Raw genomic sequence first — 19,258 nt, forward strand, 5'->3', positions numbered from 1 at the left:
ACCACAAGCTTGTCTGGTGTCTCTGGCGCAATGGCACCACTCCGAACCCATCCCGAACTCGGCTGTGAAACGTTGCTGCGGCGAAGATACTTTGGGGGTAGCCCCCTGGGAAAATAGCTCGATGCCAGACTTTTTATTTTATTAATAAAGCCCTCTTTTGTTCAAAAAAAGGGGGCTTTATAGTTTGAGCAACTCGAAAATCAACCAATGTCAGTCACCACACTCAAGAGGGTTTTCTAATCGATTAATTCTGGCGAGGCACCATTGAAGACGCGATCGCGACGACGAAATACAAACAGATTGCCTGTTGCACCTCGTCCTACCCGGATTTCTGGATCGAGGTAGGAGGTTGTCCATAAAGCCTGATTGCGGAAAAATTCCCAGACTGGGATTTTCAATTCAGGAAGGCTCCAGTTTTCCAGATTAAAGGGTTTGGTTGCTTGTAGGGAGAATGCATTAAAGGTAACATTAGCAGTGCGATCGGGAGTATCCCACGTCCAAACGCCATCAGCTTGTAACCGCCACTCTCCTAGCAGAGGTAAGTCCAGAAATGCACCGTTAGAGGCACAGATTTTCTGGGTATCACCTGCAACTAAGGTTTGCCACACCCGTTTGATTTTTAGGGTTTCCCCCAAATCGGGAATTGATGCAAGCTGGCGGGTAACAACGGTTCCTCTTGAGGCGTAAATCAATTCCCAGTTACCGAGTAGAGAGGGGAGAGAGTCGGGGTGGAGTGGGTTGGGAATGGGATTGAGGTTTTCTAGCTGGTATACAATTTCATTGATTGGCTCTGCATTGGAGGGAAATAGGGCTTGCTGTAATCCTAACGCTTCTACTCGTTGCAGCAGTTCGGTTTTTAAGGCTAATTGCGTTGCGTCATTTCTCACCATATCTTCATGTTTCCTTCCAGGCTTTGAGGAAAGCATACATCAGAGTATAGACAAGGATAGCTACCTATACCGGAAAGATCCGGGATGCAGCAGCTCACCAAAATAGGGTATGGGTAAAGTTTTACCTCTATCCACACCCAAAGAATATTTATTTGTCACTCAATGCTTCGCGACTATAGGCATAAGTATGTTGTCCCCAATAAGTCCGCAAGTCGCCGTATACACCATCTGGATCTGAATTCATGTTCTCTGCTTTAGCATAAGCCATGAAGAGTATATCAAGCCCTATTTCTGCTTTTCTAGCGAGTTCAATAGCCTCTTCAACATTTATTGTTGATGAGTCACGACTTGCTAAGTCCTTTAAAGAGTCATAGACTTCTTGAATGAAGGGATGACGGTGATTAATTCTAATAATTGCCTTCCCATTTAGGTGGGTAATATCAAACAATTCTTTACCAGGCCACGAACTATCTACAATGGTGATAGGTAGATTCTGAACTCTTTGTCTGACCTCTTCAGCACTCTCTGGATTTTTCTCAGGATCAATTTCCAAATCCAATAGTAAATCTGTCATAGCTTTCTCTTGTGCCTGTGCGTCAAGGCTCATCCCTCCCCGACCAACAGGTAGTGTTTTTTCAGCTCTTTGAACAGCATTTTCTGCTTGTTCATGTTTTTTAGATCTGTTACGTTTTGCTGTTTCGGCATCTTGCCAGAAACTCCTAATTTCCTTACGTGCCGCTTTTATTGGTCGTATTAAGAATTCCTTCAATTCTTCCCGAAGTTTAGAAACAGGTTCGGCTCCTCTTTTAACATGACGTACCTGTAAATACTCATCTAAAGTTGCAGGAAAACTGATTTCAATGCCAATAAACCGATCTATGTCATTAACTCCATAGGGTAATAATTTTGGGACAATATCATAGTAAATTTCACGCCCATTTCTAACAATACTTATCCTACCTTTATTATCCGGAATGTATAGTCCCCTTAATCGTGAATCTTCTTCTTTGGTTACAGGGTGTATATCTTTACCACCCTGACCTTGTATCCTCCGAAATTCTTCTGGATAAAGTGTGACTTTAATATGCACTTTTTTATCATCAATTTCAATGTCACCCTCATCAACAAGTTTTGAGTGCAGGTTTTTGCCAAAGTTGTCTATAACTCTGGGGTTTTTGAGTAAAAATAGTGGATCATGTAAAGTGATGTATTTGCCGTTCAGCTCGATGTAGAAACCTTCATCAATAAAGTGACGATATGCCCGAGCAAGAAACTTAGTGAGTTCCTGCATCCGTTCCTGAATAGCAGAACCATAATTACCACCATCGATTAGACGATCTACCTTAGACCAAACTACCAGTGTTCCTGACTCAAAAGGTTTACCTTCTTTGGGATGCTTACTACCTTGAGGGTATTGCATCAAATTAGAATATTCTGGTGGATAGCCTTCTACAACTTCAATTTTTATCAAAGTTTGTATGCCTTGAGAAACCTCATCCAAATCAAGGTAAGCATGGTAGTACTCTTTACTACCGAGAGGTTTGGTATAAATATCTATACGTCGGGCTTGGCTGATAGCAGCCAGCTTCATACCCACACCAAAACGCCCTAAGCCATTGCGCTGATTATAGCGAGTTGAAAATCCTAGTTTAAGTGTACTGGGCAGAATCTTGTAAGGAATTCCATGCCCATTGTCAGCAAATGCAATAGATTCAACCACTTTAGAACGTTTAGCTTTTGATCTTTTTTTCCCTGGAATAGAGGTAGTTTTTTCAATGGTACGAATCCTAACCACTGTTGCGTCAGCTTCATAGGAATTGTCTACCACTTCTCCACTAGCAGTTGCCAAGTCAAAGCCCGAATCACGCAGACTCTCAAGAGTTTTGTCAATCTCAATCAAATCAGAAGTGGGAAACTCAGTTGTCAAAGTCATGATTTTCTTCTTGTTCCTACGCTAAGATAATTTAACCTATTCTTATTAGCTCGATTGGAAGAGTTATCTATTCCTAGAATGGGTGTAAAGTCAGTGATTATTTAAATTCCCCTAAAAACTCACATTCTCGAAATAACTCAATCGGTTTTGCCTGATCTGGTCAAATGTAGAACGGCAGAAAGGACATCTAAGGTTTAATCCCTGTGGTTGAGCTGGATGGATGAGGTTATTAGTTTTGTATAACAGAGCGTGGTAGGCTGAACATTCAGCAATGAAACACTTTTCAAGTGTCCAATGAATGTCATAGTCAAAATAATCTGCCCTATTGGTTTGTGCATGTCTCAATAGCCGATTACGCAAGCATGTATCTGAACGACCCACATAGATTGGCTCTGTTTGCCCAAGCCTGAATAACTCATACGTGCCCATGTAACCTACAGGAATAAGCGCTCTTATCAGCCAAGGAGAAAGGCGATATAGGCGGCGTTGAAGATGGTCAAACATTTGTATCAGCCTCCCAGCAAGTCTTAGCACGTTACGGGCGCGACTAATCCGAACACGAGCCTGCTGAACTGTAATACCAAGCTTCTCAGCAACTTCTTTGGCTTCACTTCCCTTCAACAGTAAGGTCAACACTAGTCGATCTTGGCTACTTAAAGAAGCTCGTTCAAGCCAATCTTGAACTATAAAAACTTCCTCTAACTCCTTGTTCCGAGGGTCTGGAACTAATTCAATGTTGTGTCCAAAATCATCACCCTCACACGTTTTTATCTCTATTTCTATTAAAGAGCATATCTGACGGCGACGGTGAACAATCTTTCTTGAATCACTTAACGCATTCCTGACTAAATGAGACGGATGACCAGAACGATTAGGATTACGGAGAATAGTATCAATTGCCCTATCAGTGCGCTCAGTCCAATAAAGACTAGAGTAAAAATAGTTGCAAGAGCATTTTTGTAGTCGCTGTACTGCCTCAGAAACATCGTTAGTCATTTAAACTCCTTGCTGTGACCTTTATCGGTCACGGCGTAAATGAACTTAATCAATATTTGTTGATTTGTTTGTCTTCTTCGGTGTAGTCGCTAAGTGTCGATCACACCTCTGCTCTAGATTATAGCGGGTTACAACTTAGTTAAGTATACTTAACACTCAGATAGACCTAGCGCTGGTATCATCAATTGTTACCGTATCTCACCAAGTCGCAAACCGCTGTACTAGATGGACTGGATATTACCCGTTAATAACTTAAGGGGTGTGAGTAACCAAAATATTTCACATGGGATAGCAAAGCAAAGAAAGTCTTCATTAGGGATACCTTGATTGGCTTATCCTGTGTTGTATAAGGTGAGGACATCGTAACGCAGTCGGCGGAGTTCCCTTAAGATATTCACAGAAAAGTTCTCGTTATGTTCCCGACAGATGCTGATTCAACGGTAAAGCTTGCGTAAGTCCTGAAGATATCAGAATTCCACGCCAAAAAAAGCTAGAGTAACAAGGTTAGCAGGTATCAAATTAGACAAATGGGGACACTGTATGTTGTCGGGACGCCAATTGGCAACCTAGAAGATATGACCTTCCGGGCGGTACGCATCTTACAAACGGTCGATACTATCGCCGCCGAAGATACCCGCCACACCGGAAAACTGTTGCAGCATTTTCAAATTAAAACGAACCAAATCAGTTACCACCAGCACAATCGCCAGCATCGCCTACCCGAATTGCTGAATCAGTTAACGGCGGGAAAAACTATCGCCCTGGTTACTGATGCGGGAATGCCCAGTATATCTGACCCCGGTTATGAACTCGTCCATGCTGCTATAGAAGCCGGAATCCCAGTTATCCCCATCCCCGGTGCTACGGCTGGAATTACCGCCCTCAGCGCTTCTGGACTCCCCACAGACCGATTTGTGTTTGAAGGCTTTTTACCCGCCAGTGGTCAAGAACGCCAACAACGGTTAGAGTTGTTAGCGGCTGAATCGAGAACCTTAATTTTTTACGAATCACCCTACCGCCTCCAGCAAACCCTGGAAGATTTTGCCACTATCTTTAGTCCTTCCCGTCAAATTGTCCTAGCGCGGGAATTAACCAAGTTACACGAACAATTCTGGCGAGGCACAATTGAAGAGGCGATCGCATATTACACCGACCACGAACCCAAAGGCGAATTTACCCTCATCCTCGCTGGCGCACCTGCTGAAACCCCTGTCCTCTCTGAAGCCGCCCTCAAAGCGGAACTCAGCCAACTGATTAACCAAGGACTTTCGCGATCGCAAGCCGCCCGTCAATTATCTCACCTCACCAATCTGCCGCGACGCCAACTTTATCAAATGGCACTCTCATTACCGTAAGTAGAATGGCGCTGAATTAAGGCGGGTGGGCATTGCCCACCCTACTCTCGTTAAAGGTTGACGAAGGACGAATGACCAATGACCAATAACAACTGAAAAAGACCATCAACTTGACAGATGGTCTTTTTTGTGCTACTAGTTTCGTTGTCGTTCTGGGAGGAAATATGCTGCCCGTTCCCAAGCGTGCAGCTTAAGATTTCTTCATGCTTTTATCGTAACAGAGAATACGTTTTTTATCAAACTTTACATTTTTATCCAGAAATATCTACCGTCCGATAGTGTTCAGCCTGTTGAGGACGCCCCCACAATATCCGTTCTCTCTTGTAAATCGCCATCCCCGGTTTAGCACCCTTCGGCTTATAAACATGCTTCGGCTCAGTATACACCACCGGCACCACATCACTCTGACGACCTCGACTATAATGGGCAGCTAGGTCAGCGGCAAACTGAAGATCCGCCTCATCCGCAACAGCCCCCGGATCTAAGCGTAATAAAACATGACTCCCAGCAATCTCTTGGGTATGAAACCACAGGTCATAATCCCCAGCCTTGCGAAACGTGAGCTGGTCATTTTGGCGATTGTTACGACCAATTAACAATTCAAACCCACTCGGCGTGCGATATCGGTACGGTTCCGAGGCTTCAGTCACATCCCGATTACGCTGATCTCGAACATCCAAATAGCCTTGTCCCATCAACTCCTCGCGGATTTCCTGTAACGCCTGCAAATCTTCCGGCGTGGTATAGCGCTCAATCTGAACTAAAGACGCCTCAACCTGTTCCAAATACTCAACTTCCCCTTGCACCTCTTGCAGTAACGGCACAACCGCCAGACGCGCCCGTTTCAGCTTTTGATGACGTTTATAGAGAGCTTGAGCATTTTGAACCGCATTTTTTTCAGGATCTAAGGAAATCGTCAATGGCTGATTGGTTTCAAAGTCCAGAACCGTCATCTGGTTCATTCCCGGTTGCCAATCTTGCAGATACGCCATCAATAAGTCAGCTTGTTGACGATACTCATCCGCCTGTTCCGATTGCTGTAACCGTTGTTCAAAGCCTAACGCCTTGGAGCGCGATCGCACTAAAAAACTGTTGACTTTCTGGAGCAATTGGTTATGCAGTCGGCTAAACTCTTGTCGATTGAGTTGGTCAGTGTAGTAACGATGCAGTAAAACCTGGACAGTTGGAGCCGATTTAACCACACCCCAACCTAAAATATTATATCCATCCTCTGTCCAACCCGGTTTGAGTTTGTAGGGGCTCTTTTCACTATGATCATTTGTTGTCACCCTAATGTTACTAAACCCGCCCCCATCTTCCCGAATAAGGGCGGGTTTAGTTAAGTTATCAGTTTTCTCCAAAACGTTATCTGTAAAACCCGCCCCTACAACCCCATCTTCCCGAACAAGGGCGGGTTTAGTTAAGTTATCACTTCTCTCCAAAACGTTATCCGTAAAACCCGCCCCTACAACCCCATCTTCCCGAACAAGGGCGGGTTTAGTTAAGTTATCAGTTTTCTCCAAAACGTTATCTGTAAAACCCGCCCCTACAACTCTGGTTCCCTGCACCTCGGCTCCCCAATCCTCCAGCGCCCATAGCCATTCTTGCCAGCGCTGAAACAGCCGTTGCCAATCCTGTGTTCCTAAACTTTCCGTGGACCCTTCAGGATCTAAATCGGCAGACTGTATCATGGAACGCACCAGTGCTGGACTTAATCCCCGATAACTCTTGAGTAATTGCCGTTTTAACGCTCCTGGAACTAAGCTAACTCGTTCCTGCCAACGCTCTTGAGACTCACTCAAACTGGGCAGATTACCCAACAAAGCCGGCGGATGTTCATAAGGCTGACCGGTTTGAATGGGACGGACGCTCGATTGCTGGGGACCAACTTGATGGGCGGCTGTGACAATGATATTTTTAGCGTCTGTAAGAATAACGTTACTATATTTACCCATAATTTCCACATACAGATGCCAGAGAATGGGATCTCCGGGACGTCGGGCAAATTGCAAGTCTAACACCCTCTCCCAAGGGGCAATGAACTGAATCCCTACCAGCGCCAACCCATTTAACTGATGTCGCAGTTGGTCACTAAACGTAAACGTATCCGGTATTCGAGGCGGCGGATCAGCCAAGCAAATTCGGGCGGCTTGGGGATGCCAAGCCAGCGTCAGCCATCCTCTACCCTGAAGCGTTCGTAAGCATAGAGCAATGGTATAGCGATCGCGCTGATAAACTTGTTCAACTCGTCCTGGTATCCAACCCGCTTGTAACTGTGCACAAGCGGCTGTCAAGGTCGTAAAGTCAACCTGTTGCATGTCTTAGCTATGTGGTGTAACGGTGTTTTGTACAAAGAAAGCGTCCGTTGTCGTCTGAATATCTACTTAATAGCAGATGACAAGTAAGCCGAATTTATGTCAAGCAAATCCAATCTTTTTTTAGGGTAAACCCGAAAATCCGGGTTTTCTGTGCGATTTAACCTTGTAAGCCTAAATTTTTGTAGATAACATTGTAATCAAATCCCTCGTAATCGCTCCTCAGGCGGCTTTTGCCGTTAATTTTTCATGGACATTCAACTGATCAATATCGGTTTTGGTAACATTGTTTCGGCAAATCGTGTCGTGGCAATCGTTTCTCCAGAGTCTGCCCCTATTAAGCGTATCATTACAGATGCCCGTGATCGCGGGCAACTGATTGATGCGACCTATGGGCGGCGCACAAGAGCCGTCATCGTTACCGATTCTAGCCATGTTATTTTATCAGCGATTCAACCGGAAACGGTTGCTCATCGCTTTGTCATTGGCAAAGATGGAGCAACTAACAATAATTAATTCGACAAGGAACCGATGAGCAAACCAGGCAGACTTATTGTAATAACCGGTCCTTCTGGCGTGGGGAAAGGGACTCTAGTCCGTTTACTCTTAAAGCGACACCCGCAACTTTATCTATCGATTTCAACCACCACCCGTCAACCCCGCCCTGGTGAAGTGGAGGGACAACATTATTATTTTGTCAGTCGGGATACGTTTCAGGAGATGGTAACCGCCAATGAGTTATTGGAATGGGCAGAATATGCGGGTAACTATTATGGCACACCCCGCCAACCCGTTGAACAGCATATTAAACGGGGTGAGTCAGTCCTCTTAGAAATTGAACTAGAGGGAGCAAGGCAAATTCAACAAACCTTTCCCACCGCCTTACGTATTTTTATTGTGCCCCCCAATGTGGCAGAACTCGAACAGCGCATTCGTCGGCGGGGTCAGGATAGTGAGGAGGCGATCGCGCGACGCCTGGAACGATCTCAAGCCGAAATCGAGGCGGCGGATGAATTTGATCGGCAAATTGTCAATGACAACCTGGAAGATGCTCTTGTGAGTCTAGAAGCGGCTATCTTTACTCAGCATTAATCAACGCCGTAGAGACGCGGGTGTACAGGAAAACCCGATCCTAGAAATTTTAACACTAACGATGGGGATCGATTGACTTTTATCTAATGATCCATGGCTTCAGCCGCCACAGAGGATGTTAGGGAAAGGCAAGCTCACCTTTGTAGTCAACCCTGAGCAGATAACCAGCCAACGTACCTGATGGGTGACTTCAAGGGACTCCTCATGCCAGTATGGAAGAACCGATATCAGGGGCATCACTACATCTGACCGTTTAAAAGCGCACGTAAGTATGCAAAGCCAATTAAATACCCCTGTACTGGAACAATTGATTGATTTACTTCAATCGAGTTATTCGGTGGAAGAGGCATGTACAACCATTGAACCCTTAGTTCGACAACTTTTTCCCCATGAGATTGGGGCGATTTTTGTGATGAACTCCTCAAAAAACTTACTGGAGGCGATCGCGACTTGGGGTTCTATCCCCTTGACGAGCGATTCCGTCTTTTCGCCCCACGAATGCCTAGCATTACGACGCGGACAGGCTCATTTGGTCGATGATACTCATTATTGCTTAAACTGCCAGCATATTCGCGCTAATTCTCCCGCCGTGGAAACCTTTTGTGTTCCCATGATTACCCATGGAGAAGCGGTGGGTTTGTTGTCCGTCAGTTCACTCCAACGGGGGCGAATTGCCCAAACTCGACAGTTAGCAGAGAAAGTGGCGAAGCATATTGGCTTGGCATTAGCTAACTTAAAACTCCGAGAAACTCTGCAAACCCAGACGTTTCGAGATCCCCTGACGAAGCTTTATAACCGACGGTATCTAGAAGAATGCTTGGAACGAGAGATCCGCAAGTCTCAACGTAAACCCCAGCCTATCGGGGTGATTTTATTGGAAATTGATGGGATGGAACAGTTAAATGACAGATTTGGGCAAGCCGTGGCTGATTTTCTGTTACGCGAGATTGGTTTTTTATTGCCCAGCCAAATTCGGACATCTGATATTGCCTGTCGTTACGGCGGTCAACAATTTCTCCTATTATTGCCAGAAGCTGCGTTAGCCATCACCCAACGACGCGCCGAACAAATGCGACAGAGAATTGAGCAACTCAGTTTAGAATATCGGGGTCAATCCCTGGGTTCTCTGACAATTTCTGTAGGGGTAGCCAGTTTTGCTGAACATGGTAAAACGGCGAAAGAAGTTCTGCAAGCGGCTCAGATAGCCCTAAATCTGGCGATCGCCGGAGGACGCGATCGCGTTGTCACAGCATCCTGAGTTCAAATGGAGGTCAAAATTCAAACGTTACTTAGAGACGTGCCATGGCACGTCTCTACATTGTTTCCCTGCTTCTGGGATGGCGCGATCTCACTATGCTTAAAGCTGCCACTCCTATCGTTACCAGCACCATACCCACAATTTGAGAAACCGTTAATGGACTCTGAATCAGAATCCAAGCTAACAATGCCGTTAACACAGGTAAGGTAGCCCCCAAAACCGAAGCACTAGCTGCACCAATTCTCTTCATTCCCATGGTGTTGAAGACATAACTAATCAGAGTAACACCGCCTAAAACCAAACCACTCATCATGAGATTTGGCCCCAAACTCGGCGCATAGACCAAACCCCACGATGCTGGGAAGGATATCATTACACCCAAGGCGGAAAATATCAGGACGATGGCTAAGTTCAGCAACAGAATTGGCATCGGATGAAGCTGTTTTGCCAGGTTTTGCATAAACATCAAATGCAGTGCAAAGGCGATCGCAGAGCCTGATGCCAGGGTAACACCGAATGGTGAGAGTTCCACGCTACCACTGGGTAGAGTCGTCAGCACAAACCCGGCAATCACCATAGCGAAGGGAATGAAATGACTCCATCGATTGAAGCGATCGCTCAGTAGTAACAGCACGATGGGATAGATAAAGAAAATAATCACAGCCACACCGGGCGCAATTATCCCTAATGCCCAATACAGCAATACTTTGGATAAGAATACCGAAAACCCACTACATACAAGAGTACCGAATAAACCCCAATTGCGCGATCGCACAACCTGCTGAATATCTCTCCACACCGCCGGATAAAACCCCCGACTCAAAATTGCCATCAGCGGTACAACCACCAACATGCGTGACCATAGTACCAGTAAGGCATTCCCTAGGGTCGGCAGCCAAAAACCGCCGTAGGGGCTTGGTAACCAAGGGCTTGGTAACCAAGCCCCTACTGGGAATCCCGTGATCGCTGTGGCATTAAAAATAATATTGACAAAAACGTTTTCAAATGCTATCGCTAGCAAGGATAACAACACCAGCACTAACCCAACCAGCCGTTTCCCCATGGATTGTTTTTGCGGGCGTCTTTGAAACTGGGTAGACGGAATAACGGGTAAAGGTGATTGAGACGCAGACGTGACGATTTCACCTTGATGAGAACGAAGAGAAGATCCATCCTGATCAGGCGGTGGTAACGTTAAATGATTAGGGGCGGCGGGAGGGATTTGAGCAGGGGGTTCAGGGGTAGAGGATAGGGGAGGCATTTCAGCTTTGAGTCGATTCACCAGCGTCTCTAGAATCACCGACCCTTGTTCCTGTAGACTATACATCTGGCTCAACTGTTGGGAAATTGAGCTTTGATAGCTATTGAGATCCTGTTGTAGTGTTCTAAACGTGATTCTCAGGGTGTTATCTAAGGAGGCGACTACTTCCTGGATGGTTTGCTGATGATTTCCCACCGTCTGCTCCAGGGAGAGTGTTTCTGAAGACTGGGCGAGTTCCTTGAGTCGCTGACTGAGTAAGTCTTGCAGTTGATTGGCTAAGGCTGGGGCAATCTCAGACGCCAATTCTGGCTGTTGAGTCAAGTGCTGCTGTCGTTGATCATGCAGCGTTTTAATCTCCTCGGTCAACTGGGCTTTTTCTTGTTGTAGCCGCTCAATCTCCTGAGTAAACTGAGTCATGAGACTGTGACGCAATGTCTCTATGCCTTCAATACTCTCCGTCATGGATTGCAAGAGATCGGCGGCGGCTTGTTGTTCTCGATTCTCCGCGTTGTCCGGTTGATTGTCTAGTTGCCCCATTTGCATTTAACCTTTGATTAACCTCACCGCTTTGAGTCGGATGATGAATTTTAGCCACGCAAAAGTAGAGCGTCAAGTCTTGTGATGTCTCTTAATGTACCGCTTACTTTCTTGCGGAAGAATACTTTTTATATACCACAGAGGCACAGAGGACACAGAGGACACAGAGGGAGTAATACTGAATCTGCTTTGGGAATTCATGCCAGATCTAATTTTTGCACGAGTGTCGTGAGATTACACCGGGCATAGCCAACGACTTGAGCTATAGGCGACAGCAGAGCGCTCTCCCCTTTGGGAGCGTCGGGAAGGATAGCCTGACAAGGCGAGCGAAGCGGAGTTGTCAAATTTCATGGGTCGAATATATACTAGAAACGTGGCAAACGTAAAATAAATAGATTTGCCGTCCTACGCCTTTGTTTCGGGCAATGCACAGAGTAGACACCCATAGCTGGAATACGTTTTCTGGAAACGCAAAAAACGAAAGCTTAAAAACAAGTTCTCACACTTAAGAAAAAAGTATTAAAAAGTGGGTCTGGACATCTTACTCACTTTTAAAAGCTCGAATCCTACGCTCTAGAAATAGAGATCATTATAGATGTAGTAGGTGGGAGAAGCCAGCAGCGTATACTTGTATCGCTGTCTGGATTATGTCACGAGAGTGATCCTGTAGCCAAAAGAGAATTTGCAGCAGGGTTTGAGACAAGCTTTCAAATTGCTGGTTAAGCAACGCTTCCAGGTGATCGCCTACAACGATAGTATTCTGCACAGAGCGAGTTAGTCATCAGTTCAATTGATTGAGGCGATCGTTGTTTCTCATGCTTCTCGAATCACCAAACATACTAACAGTAGAGTCATTTCTATTAGTATCGTGCCTTATTATATGTAGCTCTTTAACCCTTGCTGCGATCGCACGATTAAAAGTAACATCAAGACACACTAAGATGAATGATACTGATTTAAGGCTGGTGGGCAATGCCCACCCTACGGGATATCAAGGGTTTCGGCAATTTGGACTTGAGAATAATTAGAGCCGATCACACTAAGTACGGGAGAACCAAAATTCTAAGTAGTCGGCGGCTTGATCTTTGTGTTGGTGGAGCCAGAGTAAGAAGGAACGTATCGCTCCTAGCAACTTAGAGTGAAAACTAAGATTATCTGACACGGCGTACATTGAGAAAATTGTAGGGGCGCACCGACGTGCGCCCGGAAAACCTGTCCAATTTATTCTCAGCTACGGTTAATCAGGGCGGGTTTTGTTGTTTATTTATCGGTGACTATCTAATTGAGTGGCTAAACCCGCCCCGACAAAGGCGTAATTATTACCTAGCATTTTCTACTGAATCAAGATTACCGCTTCTTGCGCCTTCGCATTAAGCGCTTTCTTTAACTCTCGCCCCACCTTATTAATTAACTCATCAAACGCCTCCTGATTCTCAAGCAATTGTTCCCTAAACACCTTCTCTAACTCCGGCTTCATTTGCTCACACGTCGAGTTAATCTTATTATCATTCAACAGAAATTGACGACTCCAACCGGGAATATCTAACTTAGTCTTAATCGCTTCCTGGGTTTTGCTGCGCGTGATTTCCACACCAGCCGCCAGTACCGAAATACCATAAATGACTAAAAGGGGCCAAGTCAAATGTCCGGTTAAAATCAGGGCAATAATCCCCCCAACCGTTCCCCCACCAATTACGATATTGACAATTAATAACACCGTATCCGCCAAGATAGCATCGCCAACAGAGATTTCTGGGTTAACCACATCCGGATCAATCCCTTCCTCAAATCTTAAACTGCTTCTGGGTATCTGATATTTTTGACAAATTGGGTCAGTTTCCACCGATAATTCGGGTTGAATCTTGCTGTTAAACCAAGTAATCGATTGATTTTTGACAATCTGTCGTGCGGATTCAGTACCATTCTTCCCCAGAGAATCATTTTTAATCCACGCCTGTGCTTGCTGCTTCATTCGAGTTTCCAAGTCACCTAACGTCCGAATTTTATTCATGCGCCAGTCTTGCAAACTGGGTTTAACAGCGTTGTCAATTAACCCCTGGGATAATGGTTTAATTAACAGTTCAATTAACTCAGGAATATGTCGTTCAATAATCGATTTTAGTTTCTGAGAATCAAACCGTTGATCCACTTCTTTTTTAAACGCTTCCGCCCGTAAATCCCAGCGTCCAACTCGCGCTAACCCTAGGGCGATACACCGTTCCGGTTCAGGATCAGGACGCACTTGGGTAGCGGGTTCGGGGAAAATTTCTTCACAAATTTGACGGGTAAATTGCATCCGTGATGCACCACCTGTCATGAGTAAAACCTTTGGGGTTATCCCTTGCTCAGCTAGGGTTTCTTTTGCCTCAATCACTGACTCCCGAAATGATTCAATCCAACTTTTACCATCCAATTCTGTTAACGGTTGATTCAATATCTCCGTCATGACAGATTTATTTACTTGGGGAATAAAATAAATTTGTTCGTTAATCGATTCAAAACCACGGGCAAAGGATTGGGGATGGCTGTAGACTTGTTCGTTAGAAAAATAATCTTCCTTGGCTTTACGGCTAGCCAATAGACAACGGGCTTTATGATGGGGATATTCCTCAAACACCCATTTTAATAATGCGGTATCTTCATAGTTTACCACGGTTCGCTCAAAAATTGCCTTGTCAATTAGGAAAGCCCCTAACGTATTACTACCAAAATCCAGGGGAATTTCATGTAAACTCTTCACCAACGTAAAATCGGTTGTGGAAGACCCAATATCAATAATCAGTACCGCCGATTTGAGCTTATCATAATCCAGCTTCCCCGCTTCCTTTGCCTGCATAAACGCCGCCCGTGATTCGGGAACCACGCTGAGTCGGGTAATTCCAGCGGCTTTACAGATGGTTTGATACTCTTGGCGATCGCGCTTTGACCATCCCGATGGACAACCAACGAAAAAATGACTCTTTTCTTCCCCTTCCAGTTGTTTGCTTTTTTGCAAAAGATTGTAGTAGGTTTCCAGAAAATGACGGATAGTCTTGCGGTAATTTAGATCAGGATTTGGTTTTTGTTTAAAGGCAATATCGAGTTGGGTTACACCAACTTGAATTAACGCTTGTTCCCCCACCAAATAACCAAAATCAGGATGCCAGCCTAGGGCGGTGACTTGAACTTTCTTATTATTCACCTCCAGCATTTCTGGGGGATCAATACTCTCCACTACCGCTTTAGCCACGGCTGTTTCACCGTGTCCTAAATCAAATCCAATGGTTTCTAAAACAGGCATATTATCGGGAAGAATAGAAGATAGGGGTGACGTGTTCAGGTTCAAAATACTCTCGGTTTGCTCAGGGTTTTGTCGGAACAATACATCATTCATAATTGATTATTTATTAAGGTTTCGGCTCAATCACCCGTCCCCGCCGCAATAAGCGATCGCCTTTCACTAAAGCCGGCGCGATTGTAATATACTCTTTAGCATTGGGGTTGATACTTGGCTCGAAGTCAAAATACTCCCGCTGACTCTTGACATCATCCGGTTGGTAGAGTTTGGCTTCAATACCCTGCTCGATCAAAATTTGGGGTATAAGTTTAGTCAGTTCTAGCGCCATCTGGGGCTTTTCTAGAAAAGATGCGCCTATCAACCGTTGTAGCAGATTTAATAGTTCGGGTTGTTCCTCAATTGCATTCGCCTCTACGGTTTTCTTCCCATCTTGGGCTTGAGCAACTGCCAAATCAATGGTATTGAGAGCCTCCGCTAGGTTATCTAACAGCACTTGGCTATCGATTCGCAAGGAAAGCGCAGAGGCGGTTGATTCAAGGGCGTCTGTAGGGTTTTCTGGAGAACCTTTATCGAGTTGGGAGACAACCTCAAGCCCGACAAGCAACGCCATCAGCAAAATATCCAGCCACGCTCCAGGCGCATCGGAACTCAAGTTGAACAGGGAATCCAAGATACCGATACAGATAAGTCCCTGGAGAACTTTGAGAATTAGGCGTTTGGGAGATAACCGTCGCCCTGTTTGGTCCTCTGACTCCGGTTCTGGGGTGGTAACCCGCATCGGGTTGGTTGGATTCGCCGCCGCTAGAGTGGCGACAGACTGGCGCAGCGCATCCAGGAAAAAAGCCGCCAGACGCACCTGAGAAACGCTAAGTCCCCCAATATAACTGCTTTCCAGAGTATTGAGTTGGTTTTGCACCAGCATCACCACCTGTTCTGGATTCGTCGTTTTATCGATCGCGCCTTGAAGTTCCTGTCGTTGTTTGCTAAAAAGCGTTAGTAGTGTGGTCATCGCCTATCTTGAGACTGTAGCACTGCTTCTAAGTGATAACCTATAGCAGTTCTTAGTTGTGTGGAATATACTCCCAAGCTTATCGGTAAACCTCTGGCTTTGAACGATGTCGCTGGCTTGGTGTTGAAGCAATCCCAACAACATTGTAGAGACGTTGCCTGCAACGTCTCTAAACACAAGCAAAGGTTATGAAAAAGGAATGAATTGACTAACGACGCCGTGACTGTTGTTTTTTGAAGATAGCCCCAAATCCCAAAGCCAAACCTGATCCCAGAATAGTCAGCGGTTCAGGTACAGAATCATAAGCGTGGTTGTCGCTTTCAAAAGCCAGGGTTTCATCATCACCCAATTGAGTCAGCACCACCTGATCAAACCATTGCTCTGATCCCTCAGCCGAGAAATTGATATAAGGATTGTTAGCCGCCTCCGTTTGATTATCACCCCCAGCGCCGGGACCCACCCCCAAACTGACAAAATCATCGGGCGTAAACCGGGCTAAACCTCTATCGCCCCGGAAAAATTCAATTTGGTTACTCGAATCCATGGAACCCCAGTGCATACCCCAATAGTTGGATGGGCGAGGTAACTGAATCGAGACTTGCTTTGTACCTACATCATCTTGAGATTTTGTTGGCAGTGATAGGTAAGCTGATGTGTTATTTTGAGTCAAACCGGAAAAAGGAACCGCCCCTGTTGTTGGTACAAGTGCGCCACCGTTATTGATGACTAATGCCTCGTCTGGAGAGTAAATAGCTCCTTTTTGATTAACCGCACCAACCTCTGTAAAGTCAAGGTCAGGCGCATCATTGAAATCGATAACCACAGCACTTGGTCTACTGCTAGTCAGTCCCTCACTTCCGGCTGGGCTGCCTTTGAGTTCACCGCCCGTTGTAATCGTAAAACCACTGAGGGAAATAACACCTAACATAGCAGTCGCTGTAGCTGCCATCGTAGCGATGATTGATGCATCCTGATTGATTTTCATTAGTTTATCAAGCTCATCTAGTCTTTATAAAGAGAACTTTATTTGTTCCTCTAGGTAGATGTTAAGTTAATAAACTTTGCTTTTAGGTGAAGGTTCTGTGAAAATGGCAGGCTAAATGGCGGTGTTTATGTAAAGATTTGATAAAAGGAAAATTGCCAATTTTTTAGCGAAGTCAGGGATCTGAGAAAAAATATGATGTTTATAAATCCTTTCAAGTAATCCACACAACGTTGTAGAGACGTTGCCTGCAACGTCTCTACAATCAGAACCGAACAAAAGGTTATGAGAAAGGAGTTAATTTACTGGCGACGCCGTGACTGTTGTTTCTTGAAGATAGCGCCAAATCCTAAAGCCAAGCCTTGCTCAGTAATTACCTACGTTAATTACTGAGAGGTTGGGCGACTGGCGCGATTAGCACCAGCAAAATCCCCAACTTCTCACAGAAATCAGGGATCTTTTGCTTTGAACTTAAGAAACAACGACAGAATCACGACGCTTATCGGAATGGCGGATATGTTCCATCACCCAGAACCACCCTCCTCGCAGTAAACTAGCCATCGTTTGCGGGGAAAGACTTGCCCAGACATTAATCCCTGCACAGATACAAGCTAAGCCTAACAAGATGAACGTCGGCGCCATCACTACCCCAATCATCCACCATGTCCAAACATGGAGTACCATCACCCCAGCCGGAATATAGGCAAGTACAGCCGCTAATCGCACCTGACGTTGAGGGCGCAGGAGTCCCGTCAAAATCATCGTCTGCAACGTAAGCAGTAAGTTAAGGGGAACTAACCCCGCACAAATCGCCACACAATGGGTGCGGGAGAATTCAAGTAAAAAAGTGAGATCAAACATGGAAATATTGCAATAGGTACTTATACTAGTTTATCCTGCTAGCCCTGGAGATACCTGTCCAGAAAGGATGACTAATACAACCAAGTTATAAGGCTTCTACAATCCAACAGCCAAAAAAATGGAATAAACCAAAGCACAGTTGTACAATATGACGGTTGTATTGGGCGTATGCAGGCATTGATCGAGCGCTATACCTTGCCTGAAATGGGCGAACTCTGGACGGATACCTATAAATTCAAAACCTGGCTTCAGGTGGAAATTGCAGTTTGTGAGGCAAAAGCGGAATTGGGTGAGATTCCGGCGGATGCGGTTGCGGAAATTAAAGCAAAGGCAAATTTTGATGTCGATCGCATCTTGGAAATTGAGGCTCAAGTCCGCCATGATATGATCGCGTTTCTGACGAATGTGAATGAGTATGTGGGGGATGTGGGGCGCTACATCCACTTGGGATTAACCAGTTCTGATGTTTTAGATACCGCTTTAGCATTACAACTGGTTGCTAGTCTGAATCTGATTGTGGAATGCTTGGAGCAACTGATTCAAGCGATTCGCTATCAGGCGCAACAACATCGCTACACCGTGATGATTGGGCGATCGCATGGGATTCATGCGGAACCGATTACCTTTGGCTTTAAGCTAGCCGGGTGGTTGGCGGAAGTATTGCGACACCGCGATCGCTTAGTGAATTTGCGCCAACATATTGCCGTGGGTAAGATTTCTGGTGCAGTGGGAACCTACGCCAATACTGACCCCCGTGTGGAAGCGATCGCAACTCAGAAGTTGGGACTTGATCCGGATATGGCATCAACCCAGGTTATTTCACGCGATCGTCATGGTGAATTTGTCCAGCAGTTGGCGCTCTTAGGCGCTTCCCTGGAACGCTTTGCGGTAGAAATTCGCAACTTACAACGCACCGATGTCTTGGAAGTTGAAGAATTTTTTGCCAAAGGACAAAAAGGATCTTCGGCAATGCCTCATAAGCGTAACCCGATTCGTTCCGAACGCCTAAGCGGGATGGCGCGGATTCTTCGGGGTCATGCTGTCGCCGCGCTGGAGAATATAGCACTATGGCACGAACGGGATATTTCTCACTCCTCTGTGGAACGGGTGATTTTGCCAGACACTTGCATTTTGACCCACTTTATGATTCATGAAATGACTCATTTAGTCAAAAACTTATTGGTGTACCCGGAAAACATGAAGCGGAATCTCAATCGGTATGGGGGTGTCATCTTTAGTCAACGAGTCATGTTAACTCTCGTGGAAAAGGGAACCAGTCGAGAAGACGCCTATAGTATTGTTCAGTCTTGCGCTCATCAGGCATGGAATCAACTTGGGGGAAATTTTCGGGAACTCATCGCCCAAGATTCTCGTGTACAGAGTCAGCTAACACCGGATGAAATTGAGGACTGTTTTAATCCCCAACATCATTTTCGCCATCTCGACGAGATTTATCAACGTTTAGGCATTTAATGTTCCAGACGTGCCATTA

The 19,258-nt window shown here is 45.5% G+C and carries 16 protein-coding genes and 1 rRNA gene; 6 read left to right on the plus strand and 11 right to left on the minus strand.

Annotation, left to right across the window (positions count from 1 at the left end; translation table 11 throughout):
* Positions 1-12: 12 nt before the first annotated feature.
* A 5S ribosomal RNA gene (gene rrf, locus RIM23_RS23855) occupies positions 13-130 on the plus strand.
* A gap of 106 nt (positions 131-236) precedes the next feature.
* Here rrf and RIM23_RS23860 read toward each other — a convergent pair.
* The 3 genes from RIM23_RS23860 to RIM23_RS23870 form a co-directional block, all read right to left on the minus strand.
* Positions 237-890, minus strand: coding sequence for a PAP/fibrillin family protein (locus RIM23_RS23860; RefSeq protein ID WP_446369964.1), 654 nt, complete (start codon positions 888-890; stop codon positions 237-239).
* 148 nt (positions 891-1,038) lie between these two features.
* On the minus strand, positions 1,039-2,823 hold the full coding sequence (locus RIM23_RS23865) for an ATP-binding protein (RefSeq protein WP_446369966.1): 1,785 nt from the start codon (positions 2,821-2,823) through the stop codon (positions 1,039-1,041).
* Positions 2,824-2,934: 111 nt separating this feature from the next.
* A complete protein-coding gene (locus tag RIM23_RS23870; RefSeq protein WP_446369968.1) occupies positions 2,935-3,819 on the minus strand; it encodes an RNA polymerase sigma factor in 885 nt (294 codons plus the stop codon).
* A 527-nt stretch (positions 3,820-4,346) separates the two neighbouring features.
* Between RIM23_RS23870 and rsmI the strand changes: the two genes are divergently transcribed.
* Positions 4,347-5,174, plus strand: a complete 828-nt coding sequence (gene rsmI / locus RIM23_RS23875; RefSeq protein WP_446369970.1) for a 16S rRNA (cytidine(1402)-2'-O)-methyltransferase — start codon at positions 4,347-4,349, stop codon at positions 5,172-5,174.
* A 251-nt stretch (positions 5,175-5,425) separates the two neighbouring features.
* Here the strand turns inward: rsmI and RIM23_RS23880 are convergent, their stop codons facing one another.
* Positions 5,426-7,492: an Rqc2 family fibronectin-binding protein gene (locus tag RIM23_RS23880; RefSeq protein ID WP_446369972.1), complete on the minus strand. Its 2,067-nt coding sequence runs from the start codon at positions 7,490-7,492 to the stop codon at positions 5,426-5,428.
* Positions 7,493-7,738: 246 nt separating this feature from the next.
* Between RIM23_RS23880 and remA the strand changes: the two genes are divergently transcribed.
* The 3 genes from remA (at position 7,739) to RIM23_RS23895 (ending at position 9,839) form a co-directional block, all read left to right on the plus strand.
* The gene (gene remA / locus RIM23_RS23885; RefSeq protein ID WP_446355850.1) at positions 7,739-8,005 is read left to right on the plus strand and encodes an extracellular matrix/biofilm regulator RemA; all 267 of its coding nucleotides are present in this window, start codon (positions 7,739-7,741) and stop codon (positions 8,003-8,005) included.
* A 15-nt stretch (positions 8,006-8,020) separates the two neighbouring features.
* A complete protein-coding gene (gmk, locus tag RIM23_RS23890; protein WP_446369974.1) occupies positions 8,021-8,581 on the plus strand; it encodes a guanylate kinase in 561 nt (186 codons plus the stop codon).
* Positions 8,582-8,852: 271 nt separating this feature from the next.
* Positions 8,853-9,839, plus strand: a complete 987-nt coding sequence (locus tag RIM23_RS23895) for a GGDEF domain-containing protein (RefSeq protein ID WP_446369976.1) — start codon at positions 8,853-8,855, stop codon at positions 9,837-9,839.
* 55 nt (positions 9,840-9,894) lie between these two features.
* Here the strand turns inward: RIM23_RS23895 and RIM23_RS23900 are convergent, their stop codons facing one another.
* The 7 genes from RIM23_RS23900 to RIM23_RS23930 all read right to left on the minus strand — a co-directional run bounded on the left by RIM23_RS23900 (position 9,895) and on the right by RIM23_RS23930 (position 17,766).
* Positions 9,895-11,637 carry an EamA family transporter gene (locus RIM23_RS23900; protein ID WP_446369978.1) on the minus strand — a complete coding sequence of 581 codons (1,743 nt, stop codon included), beginning with the start codon at positions 11,635-11,637 and terminating at the stop codon, positions 9,895-9,897.
* 589 nt (positions 11,638-12,226) lie between these two features.
* Positions 12,227-12,403, minus strand: coding sequence for a hypothetical protein (locus RIM23_RS23905; RefSeq protein WP_446369980.1), 177 nt, complete (start codon positions 12,401-12,403; stop codon positions 12,227-12,229).
* Positions 12,404-12,970: 567 nt separating this feature from the next.
* Entirely contained in the window at positions 12,971-14,917 is a 1,947-nt protein-coding gene (locus RIM23_RS23910; protein ID WP_446370021.1) for an Hsp70 family protein, read from the minus strand.
* A gap of 106 nt (positions 14,918-15,023) precedes the next feature.
* Positions 15,024-15,923 (minus strand): hypothetical protein, encoded by a 900-nt coding sequence (locus RIM23_RS23915; protein WP_446369982.1) that lies wholly within the window; start codon positions 15,921-15,923, stop codon positions 15,024-15,026.
* A 208-nt stretch (positions 15,924-16,131) separates the two neighbouring features.
* Positions 16,132-16,908 carry a PEP-CTERM sorting domain-containing protein gene (locus RIM23_RS23920; protein ID WP_446369984.1) on the minus strand — a complete coding sequence of 259 codons (777 nt, stop codon included), beginning with the start codon at positions 16,906-16,908 and terminating at the stop codon, positions 16,132-16,134.
* 299 nt (positions 16,909-17,207) lie between these two features.
* Positions 17,208-17,279 (minus strand): PEP-CTERM sorting domain-containing protein, encoded by a 72-nt coding sequence (locus RIM23_RS23925; RefSeq protein ID WP_446370024.1) that lies wholly within the window; start codon positions 17,277-17,279, stop codon positions 17,208-17,210.
* Positions 17,280-17,376: 97 nt separating this feature from the next.
* A complete protein-coding gene (locus RIM23_RS23930) occupies positions 17,377-17,766 on the minus strand; it encodes a hypothetical protein (RefSeq protein ID WP_446369986.1) in 390 nt (129 codons plus the stop codon).
* 177 nt (positions 17,767-17,943) lie between these two features.
* Here RIM23_RS23930 and purB point away from each other — a divergent pair, with 177 nt between their 5' ends.
* A complete protein-coding gene (gene purB, locus RIM23_RS23935) occupies positions 17,944-19,239 on the plus strand; it encodes an adenylosuccinate lyase (RefSeq protein ID WP_446370026.1) in 1,296 nt (431 codons plus the stop codon).
* Positions 19,240-19,258: the final 19 nt, after the last annotated feature.

The sequence above is a fragment of the Coleofasciculus sp. G3-WIS-01 genome (genome assembly GCF_040223135.1).
Classification (GTDB): domain Bacteria; phylum Cyanobacteriota; class Cyanobacteriia; order Cyanobacteriales; family Coleofasciculaceae; genus Coleofasciculus.